The 14,028-nt window shown below is 35.1% G+C and carries 19 protein-coding genes and 1 pseudogene; 8 read left to right on the top strand and 12 right to left on the bottom strand.

The features are described 5' to 3' along the window. The first annotated feature begins 318 nt into the window (after positions 1–318). Complete coding sequence (locus F3H00_RS09910; RefSeq protein ID WP_103596444.1) at positions 319–1,473, top strand: site-specific integrase; 1,155 nt, start codon at positions 319–321, stop codon at positions 1,471–1,473. A 382-nt stretch (positions 1,474–1,855) separates the two neighbouring features. Here the strand turns inward: F3H00_RS09910 and modD are convergent, their stop codons facing one another. The 10 genes from modD to F3H00_RS09860 all read right to left on the bottom strand — a co-directional run bounded on the left by modD (position 1,856) and on the right by F3H00_RS09860 (position 9,006). Next, on the bottom strand, positions 1,856–2,689 hold the full coding sequence (gene modD / locus F3H00_RS09905) for a ModD protein (protein WP_148798933.1): 834 nt from the start codon (positions 2,687–2,689) through the stop codon (positions 1,856–1,858). A 1-nt stretch (position 2,690) separates the two neighbouring features. Next, entirely contained in the window at positions 2,691–2,951 is a 261-nt protein-coding gene (locus tag F3H00_RS09900; RefSeq protein WP_087585279.1) for a helicase, read from the bottom strand. 12 nt (positions 2,952–2,963) lie between these two features. Then, positions 2,964–4,427, bottom strand: a complete 1,464-nt coding sequence (locus F3H00_RS09895; protein ID WP_223155283.1) for an alanine/glycine:cation symporter family protein — start codon at positions 4,425–4,427, stop codon at positions 2,964–2,966. A 14-nt stretch (positions 4,428–4,441) separates the two neighbouring features. Then, positions 4,442–6,532: a heavy metal translocating P-type ATPase gene (locus F3H00_RS09890; protein ID WP_410470388.1), complete on the bottom strand. Its 2,091-nt coding sequence runs from the start codon at positions 6,530–6,532 to the stop codon at positions 4,442–4,444. Beyond that, positions 6,501–6,824 carry a YtxH domain-containing protein gene (locus F3H00_RS09885; protein ID WP_148798937.1) on the bottom strand — a complete coding sequence of 108 codons (324 nt, stop codon included), beginning with the start codon at positions 6,822–6,824 and terminating at the stop codon, positions 6,501–6,503. The genes F3H00_RS09890 and F3H00_RS09885 overlap by 32 nt, the downstream gene beginning before the upstream one ends. Further along, the gene (locus F3H00_RS09880) at positions 6,824–7,138 is read right to left on the bottom strand and encodes a magnetosome protein MamC family protein (protein WP_021091246.1); all 315 of its coding nucleotides are present in this window, start codon (positions 7,136–7,138) and stop codon (positions 6,824–6,826) included. The genes F3H00_RS09885 and F3H00_RS09880 overlap by 1 nt, the downstream gene beginning before the upstream one ends. A gap of 9 nt (positions 7,139–7,147) precedes the next feature. Next, positions 7,148–7,498, bottom strand: a complete 351-nt coding sequence (locus tag F3H00_RS09875; protein WP_021091243.1) for a hypothetical protein — start codon at positions 7,496–7,498, stop codon at positions 7,148–7,150. Beyond that, complete coding sequence (locus F3H00_RS09870; RefSeq protein WP_107793877.1) at positions 7,491–8,141, bottom strand: ferritin-like domain-containing protein; 651 nt, start codon at positions 8,139–8,141, stop codon at positions 7,491–7,493. Before F3H00_RS09870 ends, F3H00_RS09875 begins: the two co-directional genes overlap by 8 nt. Then, complete coding sequence (locus F3H00_RS09865; protein ID WP_021091233.1) at positions 8,134–8,457, bottom strand: HMA2 domain-containing protein; 324 nt, start codon at positions 8,455–8,457, stop codon at positions 8,134–8,136. Before F3H00_RS09865 ends, F3H00_RS09870 begins: the two co-directional genes overlap by 8 nt. A gap of 102 nt (positions 8,458–8,559) precedes the next feature. Further along, positions 8,560–9,006, bottom strand: coding sequence for a Fur family transcriptional regulator (locus F3H00_RS09860; protein ID WP_148798939.1), 447 nt, complete (start codon positions 9,004–9,006; stop codon positions 8,560–8,562). Positions 9,007–9,156: 150 nt separating this feature from the next. Between F3H00_RS09860 and F3H00_RS09855 the strand changes: the two genes are divergently transcribed. Beyond that, positions 9,157–9,366: a hypothetical protein gene (locus F3H00_RS09855; protein WP_002942234.1), complete on the top strand. Its 210-nt coding sequence runs from the start codon at positions 9,157–9,159 to the stop codon at positions 9,364–9,366. A 91-nt stretch (positions 9,367–9,457) separates the two neighbouring features. On the opposite strand, the gene F3H00_RS09850 is transcribed toward F3H00_RS09855, so the two are convergent. Further along, positions 9,458–10,120, bottom strand: coding sequence for a lipid-binding SYLF domain-containing protein (locus F3H00_RS09850; RefSeq protein ID WP_148798941.1), 663 nt, complete (start codon positions 10,118–10,120; stop codon positions 9,458–9,460). 117 nt (positions 10,121–10,237) lie between these two features. Between F3H00_RS09850 and F3H00_RS09845 the strand changes: the two genes are divergently transcribed. Further along, a complete protein-coding gene (locus tag F3H00_RS09845; protein WP_054196787.1) occupies positions 10,238–10,846 on the top strand; it encodes a trimeric intracellular cation channel family protein in 609 nt (202 codons plus the stop codon). Then, positions 10,843–11,829 carry an SAM-dependent methyltransferase gene (locus F3H00_RS09840; RefSeq protein WP_148798942.1) on the top strand — a complete coding sequence of 329 codons (987 nt, stop codon included), beginning with the start codon at positions 10,843–10,845 and terminating at the stop codon, positions 11,827–11,829. Before F3H00_RS09845 ends, F3H00_RS09840 begins: the two co-directional genes overlap by 4 nt. Here F3H00_RS09840 and ybaK read toward each other — a convergent pair. Beyond that, positions 11,818–12,300: a Cys-tRNA(Pro) deacylase gene (gene ybaK, locus F3H00_RS09835; protein ID WP_148798944.1), complete on the bottom strand. Its 483-nt coding sequence runs from the start codon at positions 12,298–12,300 to the stop codon at positions 11,818–11,820. The genes F3H00_RS09840 and ybaK overlap by 12 nt on opposite strands. A 58-nt stretch (positions 12,301–12,358) precedes the next feature. Here ybaK and fliL point away from each other — a divergent pair, with 58 nt between their 5' ends. From fliL to F3H00_RS10415, 4 genes and pseudogenes are all read left to right on the top strand, one after another. Further along, on the top strand, positions 12,359–12,895 hold the full coding sequence (gene fliL, locus F3H00_RS09830) for a flagellar basal body-associated protein FliL (protein WP_148798946.1): 537 nt from the start codon (positions 12,359–12,361) through the stop codon (positions 12,893–12,895). Further along, positions 12,892–13,236, top strand: a complete 345-nt coding sequence (acpS, locus tag F3H00_RS09825; RefSeq protein WP_148798948.1) for a holo-ACP synthase — start codon at positions 12,892–12,894, stop codon at positions 13,234–13,236. The genes fliL and acpS overlap by 4 nt, the downstream gene beginning before the upstream one ends. A 144-nt stretch (positions 13,237–13,380) precedes the next feature. Beyond that, the gene (locus F3H00_RS10420) at positions 13,381–13,683 is read left to right on the top strand and encodes a hypothetical protein (protein ID WP_188115664.1); all 303 of its coding nucleotides are present in this window, start codon (positions 13,381–13,383) and stop codon (positions 13,681–13,683) included. Positions 13,684–13,757: 74 nt separating this feature from the next. Next, a pseudogene (locus F3H00_RS10415) lies at positions 13,758–14,028 on the top strand (hypothetical protein); the annotation flags it as partial.

The raw sequence follows: 14,028 nt of genomic DNA, 5'->3' as shown, positions 1-14,028 counted from the left end.
GTGTTTAGCGTGGCGGACATTTTGTAAAATATTAAACTTTTTATTTAATTTTTTCTTAGTTAAAAATATCCCTATTCTTTGGTATTTTTAATTAATTTTTTTATTTATAACTTAAAATAAAAATAACAAATAAAAGGACATTTTGTAAAATAAAGCCATTAAAGCAAGGTATATTAAGCATTTATTAATATTTATTTCCCTTTATATGGTTATTTAAGCTTTAAAAGATATAAATACTCTTTTTTAAAAATCTTAAATAATAAAATTAATTTAAAGTGAATTTTTGTGTTATGTTTAAATTTTTGCTAAAATCACCGCATGAAAAATTTAGAAAAAAATAGAAATATATATATTAAGCATAATCGTTTTTATATTGACTATCAAAAGGATGGCGTAAGAATTCGCCGTGCTACTGGACTGAAAAAATCCCCTTTAGCATTTGATTTTATTCGAAAAAACTATAATTTATTTCTTGGCTCTGAAGAGGATATTGAACTTGCTAAGAGCAAATATTACGAGCTCGAGGATATGCAAACTGATCGCATAATCAGAAAAGGGGAGCAAAAGCTGGAGCCTATTAAAAATACTAGTGAGTTTAGCTTTGAGGGGATTATTTATAGATTGCTTAATGAAAAATCTTTTTTAAAAGATAAAACAATTAGGTTCTATAATGTTGCTAGTCAGGCTGTTATCGATTTTCTGCATTCAAAAAATATCTTTTACCTGTCCGATTTTGAAAGGCAGGATAGTATTGATTTTGTAAAATTTTGTAAAAATAAGGGCTTAAAAGATAGCTCAATTAATGGGTATTGCTCTTTTTTTAAAATGATTTTTCGTTATGCTATTGCCAATGATATAATCTCAAAAAATCCATTTTATATACCTAGGTTTAAACAAGAATTACATAATGCCGACAATGATGATTTTACCCCTTTTAATTTAAGTGAGATTTTGCAACTTATAAAACATGCCGAGGGCGAGCTACGCTTATTTTTAATAGTTGCGTTCTTTACTGGGGCTAGGACTGGCGAGATTTTGGCTTTGACTTTTAATGACTTGGATTTTCAAAATAAGGAGATACGTATTAATAAAACTCTATCGGAGCTAGGTGTTCTGGATTCTCCTAAAACTAAATCCAGCAATCGCACAATCGATATGCTTGATATTGTTTATAATGAACTGATAAAACTCGATTATGCCGATATTAATCAAAATATTTTTTCTCTTTCGCGAGCAGTTATCAGATTAAAATTTAACGATTTACAGAGATCCCTTGGCTTTAAAATACATAAGCTTTATGATACTAGACACTCATTTGCTTCTGTAATGTTAAGTCGTGGTGAGGAGCCGATGTGGGTTGGTTGTAAAATGATGGGTCATAAAAATTTAAATGAGACCTATCGCTCTTATGCTAAATATCTACCAAAAGATACTAGACAAAGAGCAACTTTTTTAAAGAATATAACAATTTAAAATTTTTAAAAAAATAGACACTTTTTGATAAAAATATGCTATAATATACTAATTTAATTTAAAAAAGTAGATGACTTTTCACCCCTTTTTTATTTATTTAAATGCCTATTTTACGGCATTTCAGCTTATAAATTTTAAAATTTTAATTGAGTTTTTATGCGCGTGGTGTAAAGCGAAATATAAGTGTATTATTTTTTAGAGAAAACAAATTAGAAAATTTAACTTTATTGGTTTATATTTTTGCTTGTAGCTATGAGATAAATTTGAAATAAAAAAATGCTAAATTTTTTTGTTGTGTATCGTCCAAATTCCAGAGCCAAAATGCATTTTCTGTAAATTTTAACTTTGATAGATGTTTTGCTGTATCGGTCGTTGTAAAAATTTACAAAATCTCAAGTCTAGCGCTAATATCAGCTGTGCCTTTTGAATACATAGCTGACGTTACTATTGCATCGGCTTTTGCGTATTCTTTTACATTTAATAAATTTATACCACCGGCTGCTAGTATCATTGTATTTGGCGAAATTTCATCTCTTAAAGATAGTACATTTTTGATAAGCTCTTGGCTAAATTTATCGCACTGTACAACGTCGCAATTTGCTTTTAAAAGCTTACTTGCTTCATTTAAATTTTCAGCTTCAACGCAGATTTTTTTCTCAACCATTTTGGTTTTAAATTCTGGCAAAAGAGATACAAATTCATCAAAATTTGCATAAGCTTTTATATGATTTTTAAAAAATAAAATGCTATCACTAAGCCCAAGTCTATGGATACCACCACCACCTTCAAGCACTGCTTTTACGCAAAATTTCTTAGCAAATGGAAAGCTCTTTCTGGTTGCTAAAATTTCACATTTTTCATTGACGCACTTTGTGGCATTTACCATTTTGTTTGTATAAGTTGCGATGGCGCTAGCATATTCTAGTGCAACTTGAACTAGTTTCCAAGCTTTATGCACATCTTCGTAGCTACCATAAATTTTTATGATCACATCACCAGCTTTGCAAATTTGAGAATTTTGCACAAAAATTTCACTCTCACACCCAAGTAGCCTTGCAACACTTGCGGCCACATCAACGCAGCTAACACAAATTTCATCACGTGAATAAATTTCAAGTGAGGCATTTTTATCGATATTTTGAAGCGACGTAGTAAGATCAAAGTAAGGTACATCTTCATTTATATAGCTTAGAATTTCTGCATCGCTAAGTGTCATTTTATGCCTTTTTTACCTCATTTTTTGCTTTTATTATCATTTTTTTAAAGATTCCATTGTCATAAAGCCCAGCATGATAAAGAGCAAAACAAGTAAATGCGATGCCTGAAGCAACGTGAAATTTCTTAATGCTTTTATTTCTTTTCATAAAAAGGGCACTTAAGCAAACTGAGGCTAAAGTGATGCCCATACCGACTTTTGATACTTGTCTATGAGTGTTTATATCAAGTAGTTTGCCACTTATTTTTGTTTCGTTTTTCAAATTCTTCTCCATTTAGTTTTTATTCCAGCAACTTGTATTTTTGATGCCAAGGCTTTCTGGGTCAAATTCTGGATTTAGCCCAGCCTTTCTTTGAGCTTCGTAGTCTTTGACTGCTATTATCACTACTTTTGAAAGTAAGAATATAGCGATGATGTTAATAGTTGCCATCGCAGCCATTGTGATATCAGCGATATTCCAAGCGAGCTTTAAATTCATTTGAGCACCAATAAATATCATAACGACAGCTGTTATCTTAAATAGTAGCGTAACATTATGGTTTTTGGTTAAAAATTTCATATTTGCCTGAGCGTAGTAGTAGTTGCCAATAAGTGAAGTGATGGCAAAAAGTACAACTGCAAGAGTGGTAAAGTGAACTCCAAATTCACCAAAATACTCTTTCATTGCAGCTTGAACGAGAGGAAGCGCTGTTAGCACCTCGCCACTTGAGCCAGTCTGCTTCGTAAGATAGGCCTGTGAAAATAGCACGATCATACCAGATGCTATACATATAGTCATGTCTATAAAGACTGCCATTGCTTGAACTAGGCCTTGTTTTACTGGGTGGCTAGTATGTGCTGCGGCTGCTGCGTTTGGAGCTGAACCCATACCAGCTTCGTTTGAGAAAAGGCCTCTTTTGATACCTATTACGATCACGCTGCCGGCAAATCCACCAAATATCGCTTTAAAATCAAAGGCATTTTCTAAGATCATCTTAATAACGTCAGGAATTTCTTTGAAATTTAAAACGATAGCAATAAGTGCTAGCGAGATGTAGGCAAGTGCCATGAAAGGCACGATGTATGAGCTTACTTTACCGATGATGTGGCTTTTGCTAAAAAACATTACCGCCGCAAATGCCGTAAGAATAAGACCGATACCAACAGGTAGGCCGCTTTGTGCAAAGCTAACGTTGTTGCCAGCTTTGTCGTAGTAAATTTCAAACGCTGATGTCATGGTATAGCTTTGAAGTCCGTTAAAGCCGTATGCGTAGGTGATGATGAGAATAACCGCAAAAAGCGAAGCTAGCCACTTTATGCCAAGTCCATTTTTTATGTAATAAGCTGGACCGCCTTTAAACCCAAAAACATCTTTTGTCTTATAAATTTGTGCTAGTGTGCTCTCTATAAAAGCTGAAGCTGATCCTAAAAATGCCATCAAGCACATCCAAAAAAGAGCACCAGGACCGCCCGCGGCGATAGCAGCTGAAATTCCAGCAATATTGCCTATACCAACGCGCGAAGCAGTCGAGATCATAAGTGCTTGAAATGGCGTTAAATGGTGCTTATTGTACTTGTCTTTTTTTTCTACTAAGACTCTGCAAGCTTCAAAAAACATCCTAAACTGCACAAAACGAGTCAAATAACTAAAATAAATTCCCGTAGCCACAAGAATAATGACTAAAAAATATCCATATAAAAAGTCATTGGCTACGTCCATTTTGCCGTTTAAAAAATTTAAGAAACTATCAAGCACCATCTACCCTTTCAAATTTATTTTGATTTGAATTTTACGCCCTTCATTGAGTTTAACAAAAGCCAAATCGTTGTGCCATTATGAAGCATGGCGGTTGCTATTGGATTTAACATGCCAAGTGTCGCAGCGCTTAGTATAGCTGTGTTTACGCCAACGGTTGAGCGGAAATTTGAGCTAATTAAATCCATTGTTTTATTTGCAAGCTCTTTTACGAGAGCTACGCTCATGATATCATCTTTTAAAAGGCTTATATCAGCCGTCGCTTTAGCTATATCAGCACCCTTGTGCATGCTTATACCCACATTTGCCTTAGTTAGGCTTGGAGCATCATTTATGCCATCTCCCACAAAGGCTACCTTTTTGCCCTCACTCTTTAGCTCTTCGATGATAGCTGCTTTATCTGTTGGTAAGCACTCTGCATAGACCCTATCAAGCCCAAGCTCACGTGCTACTTCTTCAGCCTTGCTTTTGATATCGCCGCTTAGCATGACGACCTCTTTTACGCCAAGACTGCGTAGTTTTGCCACCATGTCTTTTGCGTTTTCTCTCATATCATCTTTCATAGCGATGACTCCAACTAGCTCTTTGTCGTATCCTACGTAGAGTAAGGTTAGTCCGCTATTTAATGCTTTGCTTATTAAAGCTTCATGAGCTTTAAAGCTTATCATCTCATCATCTTCTAAAAAGTGTCTACTGCCTATAACCACCTCTTTGCCGTGCATCGCAGTTTTTACGCCATGAGCTACGATAAATTCAACTTCATCGTGATGAATATGGTGGAAACCACGCTTGTTAGCAGCTTCAACTATTGCTTCAGCCACTGGATGAAAGTAGTGCTCTTCGGCACTTGCAGTTAAATTTAATATATCATTTTGAGAAAAGCCCTCTTTAAATGAGTAAATTTCAACTACACTTAGGCGTCCGTGTGTCAGAGTGCCGGTCTTGTCAAATACAAAAGTATCAACTGAGCTTAAAGCCTCGATCGCCTTTGCACCTTTTACAAGAATGCCGTTTCTACCTGCTTTTGAGATGCTTGATTTAAAAGCAACTGGTGTAGCAAGCTTTAATGCGCAAGAGTAGTCCGCTTGAAGTACGCTAGCAACACTATTCATATTTTTATTTATAATGTATGAAAGTCCAGCGAGCGAGAGCGTAACAGGTACAAGTTTATCGGCTAGTTTTAATGCTTTTACACCAATGGCTGATTTTTCATTGAGTGAGGTTTGTATGTACTCTTTGATCCTAGCTGTCGCTGTGTCGCTACCTACATTTTCAGCCCAAATTTTTATCCTACCTTCATCAACCACGGTGCCACTTATAACACGGTCGCCTCTAGCTTTTGGTATAGGCTCAGCCTCTCCGGTCATTGAGACTTGATTTACATCGGCGTTACCTTCAACGATATAACCATCAACACCTATCGTCTCACCAGCTCCGACCACTACGATGTCGCCTTTTTTCAAATTTTCGGTTTTTACTTTTTCAAGCGTCTTTTCACCATTTAAATTTCTCTCGACCCAGACTTCTTCGATATTTGGTTTTGCTAGCTCTTTGATGAGATCATCACTTCTGTGGCTAGCACTTTCTTCCATATATTCGCCGATATTTATCATCAAATTTGTGCTATTTGCTGCTAAATGATCGCCCATTGCTAGGCTAGTACCAATGGCAGTTGCCTCAAGCACTTTTGAAGTGACGCCCTCATGTCTTAGCTCTTTTGCACCTTCTATTAAATTTGGTGCTGTGGCATAAAGAGTCACGGCTGATTTTAGAGTTTTATTACTCATAAATGGCGTTATGCCAAGTGCAGCAGCAGCCTTATAGATATTTGCCTTGCTTGGCAAATTTGGATCTTTTGCCTTTGTTGGAAAATCATAGCTTTTTATAAAATCTAAAATTTTCTCATAGCTTTTATCAAACTCGACAACAATACTTTTTGCGTATTTATTTACACGAACACTTAGTGCATCAGTTCGTTCCGAGATCGCAGCCTCGATAGCACTGACGTCGCTTCTAGCGTTTAGGCTCTCGCAAATAAACCTCGCTCTATTTTTACTCTTGTGAGCTAGAGTGATCTTATTTTTGTGAGTCAAGTTCTGCTTTGACATCTTCAAAACGCTCTTTTAGTTCTTCTATGCCAGCATTTATAAGCTCGCCACCTTTGATAATCGCTTTAAATACGCACTCTTGTGCTTTTGGATTAGTCAGTACATAAGCTGCGATACCACCTAAAACTAGACCTTTTACAAAGCCAGCAGCATTAAAATTTTCAGGCACAAATGGTAAATTTTTAGCTGCATTGTTTATTGCATTATCGATTGCGCTTGGCTGAGCAGCTGCTGCATTGTTAGCTGCAGTTTCACTTGCTACGTTTTCTTCATTAATGTAAGGGTTATTCATTATTTACTCTCCAATTTTATTAGTTTTTCTGCTATCAAAAGACCGCCGATACCAGCTGCTGTAAAAGCTGCCGCATTTAGATATTTTTTTTGTGCTATTAAATTTGAAGCATGAATGCCAACAGCACCTACAAAACCACCTGTTACAGCGTATTTTGCTATCTTTTTAGCGACATCTTTTTTAGTCGCTCTATTATTTAGATAGTCGCTAAAGCCAAGTGCAGCTGCACCCATGCCAGCGATTAAAGCTCCGCTGATGAAGTGATCAAATGGAAGTCTTGTGCTTGAAAGTGTAAAAAGACTATTTTCTTGCATTCTCTATCCTTAAGCTATATCGTTTGGTGTGATAGCTTTTGGAGCGGCTGGCTTTTTAGCGCGTGGTTTTCTTGTTTTCTTTACCACTTTTTCAGCCTCTTTTTCTACTTTTTTAGCACCACGTTTTGCTTTTTTCTCTTCTTTTACTATAAAGTCTTTTGCATCTTTTGCAACACTTTTACCTTTTTTGTAAAGATCTTTTGCGGCCTCTTTGCCTTTATCAAAGCCATCTTGGGCGTACTCTTTGATCTTATCTCTTTTATTCCAAGCAGCTATTGCTAAACCGCCTACTGCTAAACCTGCTAAAAATGGTAATGCCATTTTAAATCCTTTCTTTGTTTGATTTTGTAAATTATTCATTTTCTTCATCCTTATTAAAATTTTTGCTAACTACTGAAATGCCTAATGCCCCAAGCGCAAGTCCGCTAAAAAACGAGAAATTTGGATTATTGGTTATCTTTGCTAACTCACTTTTATCAGCTTTGCCACTTGCGATATTTTGCAAGCTTTTAGTTATCTCATTAAAGTCATTTTGATAGTTTTCTAAAATATTTGTTATGCCATTTTGCTCAAAATTTTGTGAAATTTCATTTAAATTTAGCTCATTTTTTATTTCACAGCCACTATAAATTTCTTTTAAGCGTTGCTTTAAAGAGGCGACGTATTCGTTATTTGAAGTAGCCCAAAGTCTAAAAAATAGATCTTTTAGCTCTTCGTCATCTAAGCTTTCACAAAATTTTTCATACATTTTATTTAGCTCTAACTCATAGTTTAAAGCTTGTATTAGCGCATCTTCTTTATTTTTTGCTGGCAAAAATATAGCTTCATTTTCGCAAGCAAGCTCATAATCATGCGTACTCGCAAATTTTTCTATCAAGATGATCGCATTTTTTCTGATATTTGCGATCTCGTTAAAAACATCATCAAATGAAGCTAAATTTTCATATAAGCTAAGTGCGTTTTTTTCGCTGGTATATGACGCATTTAAAAGTTCATTAAGCATATTTCACTTCTTTTGCAACTTCATTTACTCTAGTTGAAATCTCTTCCAAATTTTGCCCTTTTAAAAGATCCTCCCAAAGATTTTTTGGAAAAATTTCATGATCGTATTCGATCGTTACAGAGCCGATTAGCTTGTTAAATTTTACATTTTTTATACCATTTATCTGAGCTATCACATCATCTAGGCTAGCTAAATTTACGCTACTACTTAGCTCTTTTATCTTTGGGCTAACTCTTACTCTTAGTCTACCGTTTGTGTGAGCTATCATTGAAAAATAGCTTGCAACTTGTGCTAAAGTTTGTGTTTTTATATCCATTTTTATCCTTTTTTTTAATTGCGTATTATCTATTTTACAGCTTAAATAAATCTGAAATTTTTTTGTCTTTCATTATCAAAAAGTAAAATGAAATGATAAAATTTAATTTCCATTTTTCTCTTGGCAATCACTGCAAATGCCATAAAGTATCATCGTATGCGACTGCTCGCTAAAATTTTTTTCTTTGCAAATTTGCTCTTGCCTTTGCTCTATCATCTCATCTTCAAAATCAACTATCTTCTCACAAATTTCACATATCAAATGATCGTGCGAGGATTTTAAATTTAGTTCAAATTTCTTTACTCCATTTTCTTCAAAACAGTTTGTAAGATGATGTATTTCGAGAAAATTTAAAAACGAGTAAATTGATGTCATTGAAATTTCATTCTTGTGGATTTTGTAAATTTCTGAAGAAATTTCTTGAGCACTTAGATGAGAGTTACTAATGAAAAGTACATGCAAAATTTGTTCTTTTAACTCTGAGCTTTTCTGCCCAAAGGCTTCTAAAAACTCTTTAAAATGCTTATAAAATAGTTCAAAATTATCCACAAAAACCTAACTAAAATGATAATGAATATAAGGATTTTACAACTTTACTTATAAAAAAAGCATAAAATTTCTTACGAATTTCAAGTAAAGTATTTTATAAGATTGTTTTGGTATAGTGTCGCATTTTTTAAATCAAAATTAAGGAATAAAATGACTTACGACGAGCTTGAATTAGACGCCGTTTTGTTAGAGGTTTTAGAAAATAGAGGCAGTTTTGATTCTATGGACGATGAGGAGCTTTACGAGCTTATCGAACAAGTTGCACAATATACAGATGGCGATTACGAAGAAGCGTTTGAGTATATGACTCAATTTTCTCCAATCCCTAAAAAACGCTTCGTTTCACTATTTATGGTTTAGCAAAAAGCTAAGCCATAACTTCTATAAAATTAATCAAAAAAGTAAAAATAAAAAGAGCTCTTGACTCACTTAATGAGCCAAGAAATTTGAGTTATAAGAAGTATTTTGAGATTATTTCTTTAAATTTTTGAGTGTATTTGCTAGCTTTTGGGCTATTGTTGTAGATATTTTCAAAATCATACATTCGCTCATAGTAATCATTTGTGTCTTGTCTATTTATTTTTAGCCTTGCCACATCTAAGCTAACGCCTACAAAAGCACCACTTGTTTTGCCGCGCTCCTCAGCAAATGCTGAAATTTCAGGCAAATCACTTGTGATCGCTACTTCGTTACCAACGCCACCAGTTGCTTCTGCTTTTAGACTGATCGTATCTTTTGCATTAAATAAATTTGCATAAGCTTCTGAATTTTTAAATAAGATGATCATGTCAGCTGAGCTGTAACCAACCTGCAAGCCTATGCTTCCGGATGTGTAATTTACAAAAAATGGGCTTGACCATTCACCATCATCGTTTTTAGCGATAAATACGCCTTTACCTGTTGAGCCAGTAACGATAGCGCCTGCTTTTGTCACATCAGGGATTATGGCGATCGCTTTTATGCTTTCAAATTTAGTATTTGGCTTTAAATTTCTTGCACCAAAAGCATTTAAAATATTTATTGCATTTTTTAGCTTTTGATTTTGGATCACATCAGCATTTAAGCATGGCGTGAAAAATAAACCAGCAAGAAATATGATTAATAGTCTTTTCATTAAAATTCCTTCCTTAAATTTTTCGTTATTATAGCCTAAAATAAACTAATGGTAAAAATATTATTAATGATTTTTTATGAGAGTTCATTATAAAATGCGACCTTTTAAGGAAAAAATATGAGTTTGATACTTTTTGTCGAATACGTCGGTATCGCATCAGCTGCACTTAGTGGGTTTTTATTTGCAGTAAAAAAGGAGTGCGACTGGCTTGGAGTCTTTTTGTCTGCATTTTTGACCGCACTTGGTGGCGGTATCATGCGTGATATGCTCGTTGGCAGGGCGGTTTATTCATTTACGCACTATATGCCAGTAAGCGTTGTTATTTTTATGTTGATTGTTTCAAGAGTGGCAAATTTACACATAAAAAGAGAAGGTTTGGAGCGAAAATTTGTATTCATCTTTGCCGATGCGATCGATGTTATCTGTTTTTCCATCGTGGGGGCAATGGTTGCCATTGAGTACAACTACAATATCTTTGGTGTGATGATGATCGCCTTTTTTAACGGCGTTGGCGGCGGTATCTTAAGAGATATTTTGCTAAACGAAATTCCATGGTTTTTGCGCACCGGACTTTACGGCACGATAAGCCTTGGCGTGGGACTTGCTTACTTTGTGCTATATCATCTAGGCCTAACCAATATCTTTTTTACCATGCTCTTGCTTGCTGCTGGCATAACGGTTAGGATGTTTGCATTTTATAGAGGTTGGAAGCTGCCCGATCTATGAAATTTAGCGAGTTTTTTGATATCTGGGTCAATGAAAACTACTATAAATTTGGCGTAGATATCGGCAAAAAGGGCGATTTTTACACAAATGTAAGCGTTGGCTATCTTTTTGGTGCTTGCCTTGCGAACTACTTTTTAAAACTACTTAAAAACGGCGAAATTTCTAGCTCTTGTAAGGTTGTGGAGATCGGTGCAAACTCAGGTGAAATGCTAGCTGATTTTACGCAAGGAATTTTTACGCTTGAGCCAGAGATCTTAAAAAATTTAGAGTTTATTATCATTGAGCCTCACAAAAATTTAAGGAAAAAGCAGCTTGAGACTTTTGCAAAACGCTTTGGCGATGATATCAAAATAAAACACTATAAAAATTTAGACAAGTACGCATTTGATGAAATTTTCGTCATCTCAAATGAGCTACTTGACGCATTTAATTGCGAGGTTATAGATGGGCAAAATATGCTTTTTGTGGATAGTGATCTAAAATTTCACTGGCAAAAAGCAGATCAAAATTTGCTAGCACTTGCAAAGAAATTTGGCATAACAAAAGGTGAGATATCAACTAGCTACGCTAAATTTGCGCTCCAGCTTACAAATGCAGCAAAAAAGGTTAGATTTTTAAGCTTTGACTACGGCGAATTTGAGCCAAAAAATGAGTTTAGCCTAAGAGTTTTTAAAAACCATCAAGTATTTTCTTTATTTGAAATTTCAAACCTCGCGTCATACTTTAAAAAATCGGATCTAACATATAGTCTTTGCTTTAAACAAGTTGAGTATGCTTTTAGTGAGGCTGGCTTTGAGATGCTTAATTTTAAAAAACAAAACGAAGCTTTAGTTTGCGATCTTGGTGTGGATGAAATTTTATCTTTAGTACTTGAAAAAGGTAGCAAGCAAGCCTATGAAAATGCAGCCAAACAGGCGAAATTTCTACTCTCGCCCGAGTTTTTAGGCGAGAAGTTTAAATTTATAGAGTTTTTAAAGAGCTAGCCTAGCGATATTGGCAAAACTTGCCCCGCAAGCCTTTAAAAGATCATTTGGAGCTATTTTTATCTGTTTGCCTCTCACTCCAGCGCTTACTAACACGTATTCTTGTTCTTTTGCGCGTTCATCGATAAATGTTGCAAAGTGTTTTTTCATAGCAAGCGGTGAGCAGCCGCCCCTGATGTAGCCAGTGATCTTTTCTAAGTCTTTTAAATTTATAAGTTCACATCGTTTGGCGCCACACGCGTGAGCAAGTGCTTTTAGATCAAGCTCCAAATCGCCCTGCAAGCAAGCAACAACGAAATTTTTAGGCTCACACTCACAAACGATAGTTTTATAAATTTGCTTTATATCTTGCTTGGTGCTAGCTGCTACGTGGAGGGCTGAAAGATCGTTTAAATCAACTTCATACTCTAAAATTTCATAATTAATTTTTAGCTTATCTAAAGCTCTAGCAGCATTTGTCTTATGTATCATTTTTTCTCATTTTTGCGAATTTTTTGTATAATTATAGCCAAAACTTAAAGGAGGAAAGATGGCTGAAGAAGTTGAAGAGAAAAAAGCAAAAAAAGGTGGCAATGGTGCATTAATGATAATTATCATTGCAATATTTGTTTTGCTACTAGTTATTGGAGGGCTAGTCGCGTTTTTGATGCTTGGTTCTGACGAGCCAAAAGAGGCAAACATGATGCAAGCACCAGCTCAGACTCAAACGCAGTCCATGCCAGCTCAAAATAAAGCAAAGCATGGTAGCAACGACTATTCAAATATGGGGCCGATATATCCGCTTGATCAGTTTATTGTAAATTTGCTTAGTGAAAATGGCTCAAGATTTCTTAAAACAAAGATCGATATGGAGCAAAGCGATGAGTTGCTAACTCCTGAGCTTGATAAGAAAAAGGCACTTTTAAGAGATATTATTATCAGAACACTTTCATCAAAAACCTACGAAGAAGTAAGCACTGCAAAAGGCAAAGATAGGCTAAAAGACGAGATCGTAGGCAAGCTAAATGAAGTGCTAAATGATGGTTACATCAAAAACATATTTTTTACTGATTTTGTGGTGCAATGATAGGCATTGATATCGTTAAGATAGATAGGATTTCAAGACTAAAGGCTCGTCACGGCGAGCTTTTTCTAAAAAGATTTTTAAGCGATGACGAGATCGCACTAGCAAAAAATGATGCGACTTTGGCTGGATTTTGGGCGGCCAAAGAAGCAGCTAGCAAAGCCCTTGGTGTGGGCATCAGCAAAGAGTGTGGCTTTTTAGACATTATACTTAGTAAAGACGCAAGAAACGCACCAAAGATAAAATTTAGCCCGAGAATTTATACAAATTTTAATATCAAAGAAGCAAGCCTTAGCATAACTCACGACGGCGGATTTGCCGTAGCTGCAGTGACGATTGTCTGAAATTTATGCATTTTTACAAAGCTTTTTAATATCTTTTAACTACTTCTGATAAATTTAAAAAACGTATTTTTATAAAATTTTTTAAAGAAAAGACGATATCTTTAATTAAGATTTAATGGAGCTAAAGAAACCAAGGATAGTAAAATGCAAATTTCTAATAACCTCTCAACTACTAACTATCTCTCAAGAGAAAACATAGCAAGAGAGATGGGATTTAAATTTAACGATATAAATGAGATCCTTGATAACAATATGGGATATGGTATGAGCTTTCCTAAATACGCAAGGCTTGATAGAAAAGCTCAAGCTGCAGCTTATGATAGGCACATATATCCACTATCTGGCTTTACAAAAGGTGATGAAGCAAAAGTCACTATCATAGGAAAGCTTGAGGCTATGATCCTGACTTTACAAGCGAGCAGTTATCAGATCTTAAAAATTTCATAAATGAAAGCAAGGGTTTATTTGTTGAATATATACAAGGTCAGCAAGCAAAACCAGACAACGATAAGCCAAAAATTTTGAGAGATACCCCATACACTGTAAATGAATTTTTAAATGAATATCGTGGCGATAGCGATTTGCTATTTATGCAAAACTCAAGGACTGTTGATCTGCTTGATAGTGATATGAGCGTTGATGAGTTTAAAGAGGAGTGGGCTAAATATGCACTAAAAGAGCGGTTTAATATAACTTTATCTGGCGAAGATGCTAAAAACGCTGTCAATATATTAAAAGAGCTAAACGAAAAAGGTGTTCAGAATATAGATAATCTTGAAAAAGAAGACAACA

Origin of the sequence: Campylobacter concisus, assembly GCF_902460845.1 — a bacterium.
Taxonomy (GTDB): domain Bacteria; phylum Campylobacterota; class Campylobacteria; order Campylobacterales; family Campylobacteraceae; genus Campylobacter_A; species Campylobacter_A concisus_X.
This window is presented reverse-complemented; position numbering and strand designations above follow the sequence as displayed.

Bases quoted from the DNA above. Each gene is read 5' to 3' on its own strand.
- F3H00_RS09910 (WP_103596444.1), top strand. From the start codon at position 319: ATGAAAAATTTAGAAAAAAATAGAAATATATATATTAAGCATAATCGT.
- modD (WP_148798933.1), bottom strand. From the start codon at position 2,689: ATGACACTTAGCGATGCAGAAATTCTAAGCTATATAAATGAAGATGTA.
- F3H00_RS09895 (WP_223155283.1), bottom strand. From the start codon at position 4,427: ATGGTGCTTGATAGTTTCTTAAATTTTTTAAACGGCAAAATGGACGTA.
- F3H00_RS09890 (WP_410470388.1), bottom strand. From the start codon at position 6,532: ATGTCAAAGCAGAACTTGACTCACAAAAATAAGATCACTCTAGCTCAC.
- F3H00_RS09885 (WP_148798937.1), bottom strand. From the start codon at position 6,824: ATGAATAACCCTTACATTAATGAAGAAAACGTAGCAAGTGAAACTGCA.
- F3H00_RS09880 (WP_021091246.1), bottom strand. From the start codon at position 7,138: ATGCAAGAAAATAGTCTTTTTACACTTTCAAGCACAAGACTTCCATTT.
- F3H00_RS09875 (WP_021091243.1), bottom strand. From the start codon at position 7,498: ATGAATAATTTACAAAATCAAACAAAGAAAGGATTTAAAATGGCATTA.
- F3H00_RS09870 (WP_107793877.1), bottom strand. From the start codon at position 8,141: ATGCTTAATGAACTTTTAAATGCGTCATATACCAGCGAAAAAAACGCA.
- F3H00_RS09865 (WP_021091233.1), bottom strand. From the start codon at position 8,457: ATGGATATAAAAACACAAACTTTAGCACAAGTTGCAAGCTATTTTTCA.
- F3H00_RS09855 (WP_002942234.1), top strand. From the start codon at position 9,157: ATGACTTACGACGAGCTTGAATTAGACGCCGTTTTGTTAGAGGTTTTA.
- F3H00_RS09850 (WP_148798941.1), bottom strand. From the start codon at position 10,120: ATGAAAAGACTATTAATCATATTTCTTGCTGGTTTATTTTTCACGCCA.
- F3H00_RS09845 (WP_054196787.1), top strand. From the start codon at position 10,238: ATGAGTTTGATACTTTTTGTCGAATACGTCGGTATCGCATCAGCTGCA.
- F3H00_RS09840 (WP_148798942.1), top strand. From the start codon at position 10,843: ATGAAATTTAGCGAGTTTTTTGATATCTGGGTCAATGAAAACTACTAT.
- ybaK (WP_148798944.1), bottom strand. From the start codon at position 12,300: ATGATACATAAGACAAATGCTGCTAGAGCTTTAGATAAGCTAAAAATT.
- fliL (WP_148798946.1), top strand. From the start codon at position 12,359: ATGGCTGAAGAAGTTGAAGAGAAAAAAGCAAAAAAAGGTGGCAATGGT.
- acpS (WP_148798948.1), top strand. From the start codon at position 12,892: ATGATAGGCATTGATATCGTTAAGATAGATAGGATTTCAAGACTAAAG.
- F3H00_RS10420 (WP_188115664.1), top strand. From the start codon at position 13,381: ATGCAAATTTCTAATAACCTCTCAACTACTAACTATCTCTCAAGAGAA.